The sequence below is a fragment of the Variovorax sp. 01T439_2 genome (genome assembly GCF_056398445.1).
Genome location: NZ_JBFTPJ010000348.1, coordinates 1 through 5489, shown reverse-complemented (window position 1 = coordinate 5489; position 5489 = coordinate 1). Strand labels below are relative to the sequence as shown.

The window sequence follows — 5489 nt, the reverse complement described above, 5'->3', positions numbered from 1 at the left end:
GTACACGTAGCCCTTGGGCACGTGATGGCCGAAGCCCTCCGCGACGAGAACCACCCCCACCACTACAAGGAAGGCCAGCGCCAGCATCTTGATGGTGGGATGGTTCGAGACGAAGCGGCCGATCGGGCCGGCAAACAGCATCATGAGGAACACCGACACGATCACCGCGGCGATCATCACCCCCACGTCGTCCACCATGCCGACCGCGGTGATGATCGAATCGAGCGAGAACACCAGGTCGATGACCATGATCTGGAGGATGACGCCCGCGAAGGTGGCCTTGACCGCGCTGGACTTCTGCTCATGGCCGCCCTCCAGCGACTGGTGGACCTCGCTCGTGCTCTTCCAGATCAGGAACAGCCCGCCCAGGATCAGGATCAGGTCGCGCCCCGAAATGTCCTTGCCGAGCACCGAGAAAAGCGGCGCGACCAGGCCCACGATCCACGCGAGCACCAGCAGCAGGCCGATGCGCATGAACATGGCCATGAAGAGGCCGACGCGCCGTGCGAACTCGCGCTTGGCTGGCGGGAGCTTGTCGACCAGGATCGAGATGAAGATGATGTTGTCGATGCCCAGCACGAGCTCGAGCGCGGTCAGGGTCGCAAAGGCGATCCAGACCTGGGGATCCGTCAGCAGTTCAAGCATGGAAGGTCTTTCGGCACGGCAATGCCGGCAAAAAAGAAGGAGGGGAAGCAGGAACGGAGTCTGCCATGCGGCTTTCCGGGGTTTTCGCGTGACATCTTGAAATGTTCTTCACCGAAGCGATGTGTGCGATCTTGCTCGGCCGAACGTTGGTAGAGGCATCGGGAGCAATCCCATATCTCTGGAGATGAGATGACCTTTCCTCGAACCGTTCTCAAGCTGGCTCTCTCGGGCACGATTGCCGCAGGCGCCCTTTTCGGCGTGGCCGCCGCAACCGCGGGCACCAGCTGGTCCATCGGCGTGTCGGTGCCCGGCGTGGTGGTGAGCGAGCCGGCACCGGTCTACTACGAGCCCGCGCCTGTGTATTCGCGGCCGGCCCCCGTCTACTACGAGCCGGCGCCGCCGGTGCGCTACCAGGCGCCCGCCTACGTTGCACCGGCACCCGTCTACTACGAGCCCGGACCGAGCTGGGAAGAACGCCGCGCAGCGCGCCATGAATGGCGCCGCCGCGAATGGGAGCGGCGCGAGCACTACCGCCACTATCGCGAAGACCGCGACTGATCGCAGCCGCGCGAGCGGCTACAGTCGCCCTCGATGCCATTGAATTCTCGAGGAGCGGATATGCAGATTCGCAGCGCCGCGGCTTCCGATGCCGACACGATCCATCGCCTTCTTTGCGCCAACGGATGGGCGCACCGGATCGCCGATGCCGCACATCTCGGCCGGCTGATCTCGGCGTCGCAGCAGGCGGTGGTTGCGTTGTCGGCGGACGGCGAGATCGTCGGCTTTGCGCGCGCCATCGGCGACGGCATCTCCAACGGATACCTGTCCATGGTCGTGGTCGCCGAGCCGCTGCGCCGTCAGGGCATCGGGCAAGCGCTGGTCCGGCACATCCTGGGTTCGGAGACGGGCATGACATGGGTGCTGCGGGCCGGCCGGCCGGGTGCCGCCGAGTTCTTTGCCAGGCTGGGCTTCAGCCCCTCGTCGGCCGCGATGGAGCGGCCGAGGGAGCAACGCCTGCGGGTGGCGCCTTGATCGGGGGAATCACGCGCACGGCGAAGCCGATGCTGATGGTTCTCGGTGGATTGCCGGGCACCGGCAAGACCACCATCGCGCGCGAACTCGCTGCCCGCTTCCCCTGCGCCTATCTGCGCATCGACACCATCGAGCAAGCGCTCATCCGATCGGGGGCTCTCGAGGAAGTGGGCCCAGCCGGCTACGCCGTGGCCTGCGAGCTTGCCCGGTCCAATCTCGCGCTCGGCATGTCGGTGATCGCCGATTGCGTCAATCCGCTCCCGGTCACCCGCGAGGCATGGCGTGCAGTGGCAGCCAGCACATCCTCGGGCCTGCTCGAGCTCGAGATCGTGTGCTCCGACCCCGTCGAGCACCGCAGGCGCGTGGAGAGCCGGAAGGCTGACATTTCGGGCCACGTTCCGCCGACCTGGGAGGCAGTCGCGCGCCATGAATACGAGGCCTGGACCACCAGCCGCCTCGTCATCGATTCGGCGGTCGTCAGCGCAAGCGAGGCGGCCACGCTGATCCTGGACCGGCCGCGCAGCCAAGCCGCAGGCGAGTAAACGGCCTACATCCGGCTGCGGGCGAGGCTGATCAGCACGGGTTTCGCGAGGGATACGGTGCTTCTCGAAGGAGCAAGCACCCATGGCCCGCGAATCCACGCTTTCGATCGACGGCCTGACCCTTTCCTACCGCTGCGCCGGCGACCCGCGATCGCCATGGCTCATCCTGCTGCACGGCTGGCCGCAATCGAAGTCGATCTACGACCCGGTGCTCGACGAACTGGGAAGGGACGCCCATGCCATCGCCTTCGACCTGCCCGGCATCGGCGGGTCGCTCGGCCTGCCGCATGGCCCATCGCCGTGCGAGCTGCATGCAATCGCCGGCCTCCTGCTGCGCGCGGCCGAATCGCTGGGCGCGCATTCGATCGTGTTCGCGGGCGTGGACATCGGCGGCATGCTCGCATTTGCAGCGGCGCGGGAGCACGGCGCACGCATTGCGGGCGCGGTGATCATGAACACCGTCATCCCCGGCGTTGCGCCGTGGTCGAGGCTCGTCGCCGAGCCCCGCATCTGGCACTTCGCGTTCCATGCGATACCGCAGCTGCCCGAACGGCTGGTGAGCGGACGCGAGCGCGCCTATTTCGACTACTTCTACGACCTGCTCGCGGGCGACAAGCATGCGCTGACGAACGAGATCCGGAACGACTGGACGCGCGCCTACCAGCGGCCCGAAGCCTTGAAGGCCGGCTTCGACTGGTACCGGGCGCTCGAGAGCGCCGCGCAACGCAACGCGAGCCCTGTTCGCATCGACACGCCCATCCTGTATTTGCGCGGCGACGCCGGCGGCCGCGACATCGACGACTATGTGGAAGGCCTGCGCAAGGCCGGCGCCGCGAATCTTCGATCGCGGCTCATCAGCGGCAGCGGAGAATTCCTTCCCGTCGAGGCGCCCGCTGCAACCTGCGAAGCGCTGCGCGCATTTCGCGCTGAACTCGGGCATGCGGCCTGACGCGGGCAACATCGCCCTTTCTTCGGAGACCTCCATGCAACCAAGAATCACCGTCATCACCCTCGGCGTCGAGGACCTGGAGAGAGCTGTCGCCTTCTATCGCGACGGGCTCGGCCTGCCCACCAACGGCATCGTGGGCAGGGAGTTCGAGAACGGCGCCGTCGCCTTCTTCGACCTGCAGGACGGGCTCAAGCTGGCCGTGTGGCCGCGCTCGAGCATCGCGGCCGACGCCGGCCTTCCGCTGCGCGCGGGCGGGTCCCTCGAATTCACCCTCGGGCACAACGTCATGTCGAAGGCCGACGTGGACGCCGTGATGCAGCAAGCCGCGAAGGCCGGTGCCACGGTGGTGAAAACCGCGGCCGACACTTTCTACGGCGGGTATGCCGGCTACTTCATGGACCCCGACGGGCACCTGTGGGAGGCGATCTACAACCCGCAACTGCTGCCAGGGGCTGAAGCTGCGTAGGCGCTTGGGCCCGCGGCCGCCCGTCAGGGCCTGTCGGGCCTGATGTCGGGTGCAGGGGTCAAGGAGACCCCCTGCACCTCGGCCGCTCTCGATTGCGCAGCCATGGCTGCCTTGAAGCCCGGTCGCGCCTGCAAGCGCTCCCAGTAGGCCGCCACCGCCGGTGTGAAGCGCTCGGCCAGGCCCAGGTGCTCGGCCAGCAGCAGTGCATAGCCGACCGACACGTCCGCCGCGGTGAAGCGGCCCGCGCAGAGATGCTCGCGTTCGGCGAGCAGCGGCTCCAGCGTTCGCAGGCGCGCGAGGAACCACTTGGCATAGTCGTCGGCCACCTGCGGCTGCTTTCGCTCCGCCGGCTCGAAGTGCGCGTACCGCAACACGAGCGTCTGCGGAAAGGTCAAGGTTGCCTCGCCGAAATGAAGGTAGTTGAGGTACGGCCCGAAGTCCGGCTCGCCGCAACCCACATCCAGTTGGCCCGCCGAGAAGCGCGCGGCCAGGTACTGGCAGATCGCGGCCGACTCGGTCATTCGCATGGCGCCGTCGGACAGCATCGGCACCGTGCCGAGCGGGTTGACCTCGAGGTACGGCCGAGACAGCACGCGCGGCGGAAAGGGCAGCATCCTGAGTTCGTAGGAAAGCCCGATCTCTTCGAGCATCCAGAGAGGGCGGAACGAGCGTGCGCTGACGCAGTGGTGCAGGATGATCATGGTTCGGCGGCTTGTGGCCGCCACTGTGTTGAATTGCGCGTCAGCCGCGCCGAGCCGCTTCGATCGCGGCGATGTCGATCTTTGTCATCTCCATCATCGCTTCGAACGCTCGCTTGGCTGCCGCCGGGTCGGGATCGGTGATGGCGGCCGTCGGGGCGCGCGGCGTGATCTGCCACGACAGTCCCCACTTGTCCTTGCACCAGCCGCATGCGCTGGCCTGGCCGCCGTTGCCGATGATCGCGTTCCACAAGCGGTCMGTTTCGGCCTGGTCGTCGGTCGCGACCTGGAAYGARAAGGCCTCGCTGTGCTTGAACGCCGGCCTCCGTTCAGGCCCAGGCAGGAGATGCCCATCACCGTGAACTCGACCGTCAGCACGTCGCCCTCCTTGCCCGAGGGATAGTCGCCGGGCGCGCGATGGACAGCGCCCACGGCGCTGTCGGGGAAGGTCTCTGCGTAGAACTTGGCGGCATCCAGGGCGGTGCCGTCGTACCAGAGACAAATCGTGTTCTTGCTGATCATCTTGGGTCTCCTGAATGGGGCAGATACGAACGCCAGTTGCGATCCACGGCAGGATAGCGCCTCCAGCCGCCACACGCGCGTCCGCGATAATTTTGCGATGGCCATCGATCCGATCATCCAGGACCCCGCACTGCTGCGGCGGCTGCTGCGCGCCAAGGACCGGATGGACGCCGCATCGCATGAGGAGTGGCCGGTCGAGCGGCTGGCCCGGGTGAGCGGCGTGTCGGAGGCACACTTCGCGCGATCGTTCAAGCAGGCCTTCGGCACGCCGCCGCACCGGTACCTGCTCACGCGGCGCATCGAGCGCGCGATGGCGCTGCTGCGCGAGACCGACCGGCCGATCACCGACATCGCCTTCGAGACGGGCTGGGCGAGCCTGGGCACCTTCGGGCGCACCTTCCGCGACATCACCGGCAGCAGCCCGAGCGCGATCCGCGCGCGCGGCAAGGCCACGCCGCAAGGGCTCGGCCGGGTGCCCGTGTGCATCGTCAATGCTGCGCACCGGCCCCATCTCACGACCGCAGTTTCGGAGAAGCGGCGCCTCGCGGCGGACGGTACAAACGAGCCTGAACAACCACAGGAGATTCCATGAATCAGGGCATTGAAGTCGCCGGTCTGTATGTGCACGATCAGGA

General features: G+C 66.9%; 8 protein-coding genes and 1 pseudogene. 6 read left to right on the top strand and 3 right to left on the bottom strand.

Annotated features, from left to right (window positions below; translation table 11 throughout):
* Positions 1-645 (bottom strand): TerC family protein (locus AC1DOC_RS17270; RefSeq protein ID WP_478130150.1); only part of this gene is annotated, 645 nt, incomplete at its 3' end.
* Positions 646-834: 189 nt separating this feature from the next.
* Between AC1DOC_RS17270 and AC1DOC_RS17265 the strand changes: the two genes are divergently transcribed.
* The 5 genes from AC1DOC_RS17265 to AC1DOC_RS17245 all read left to right on the top strand — a co-directional run bounded on the left by AC1DOC_RS17265 (position 835) and on the right by AC1DOC_RS17245 (position 3634).
* Complete coding sequence (locus tag AC1DOC_RS17265; RefSeq protein ID WP_062365022.1) at positions 835-1203, top strand: hypothetical protein; 369 nt, start codon at positions 835-837, stop codon at positions 1201-1203.
* A 60-nt stretch (positions 1204-1263) separates the two neighbouring features.
* Complete coding sequence (locus tag AC1DOC_RS17260; protein ID WP_015865781.1) at positions 1264-1677, top strand: GNAT family N-acetyltransferase; 414 nt, start codon at positions 1264-1266, stop codon at positions 1675-1677.
* A gap of 29 nt (positions 1678-1706) precedes the next feature.
* On the top strand, positions 1707-2219 hold the full coding sequence (locus tag AC1DOC_RS17255; protein WP_307594403.1) for a P-loop nucleotide/nucleoside kinase family protein: 513 nt from the start codon (positions 1707-1709) through the stop codon (positions 2217-2219).
* 82 nt (positions 2220-2301) lie between these two features.
* Positions 2302-3168: an alpha/beta fold hydrolase gene (locus AC1DOC_RS17250; protein WP_478081576.1), complete on the top strand. Its 867-nt coding sequence runs from the start codon at positions 2302-2304 to the stop codon at positions 3166-3168.
* Between the two features lie 34 nt (positions 3169-3202).
* Entirely contained in the window at positions 3203-3634 is a 432-nt protein-coding gene (locus AC1DOC_RS17245; protein ID WP_478081578.1) for a VOC family protein, read from the top strand.
* 23 nt (positions 3635-3657) lie between these two features.
* Here the strand turns inward: AC1DOC_RS17245 and AC1DOC_RS17240 are convergent, their stop codons facing one another.
* Positions 3658-4335: a glutathione S-transferase family protein gene (locus AC1DOC_RS17240; protein ID WP_062365024.1), complete on the bottom strand. Its 678-nt coding sequence runs from the start codon at positions 4333-4335 to the stop codon at positions 3658-3660.
* 40 nt (positions 4336-4375) lie between these two features.
* Positions 4376-4854, bottom strand: a pseudogene (locus tag AC1DOC_RS17235) (VOC family protein).
* 97 nt (positions 4855-4951) lie between these two features.
* Here AC1DOC_RS17235 and AC1DOC_RS17230 point away from each other — a divergent pair.
* Positions 4952-5446 carry a helix-turn-helix transcriptional regulator gene (locus AC1DOC_RS17230; protein ID WP_478083548.1) on the top strand — a complete coding sequence of 165 codons (495 nt, stop codon included), beginning with the start codon at positions 4952-4954 and terminating at the stop codon, positions 5444-5446.
* Positions 5447-5489: the final 43 nt, after the last annotated feature.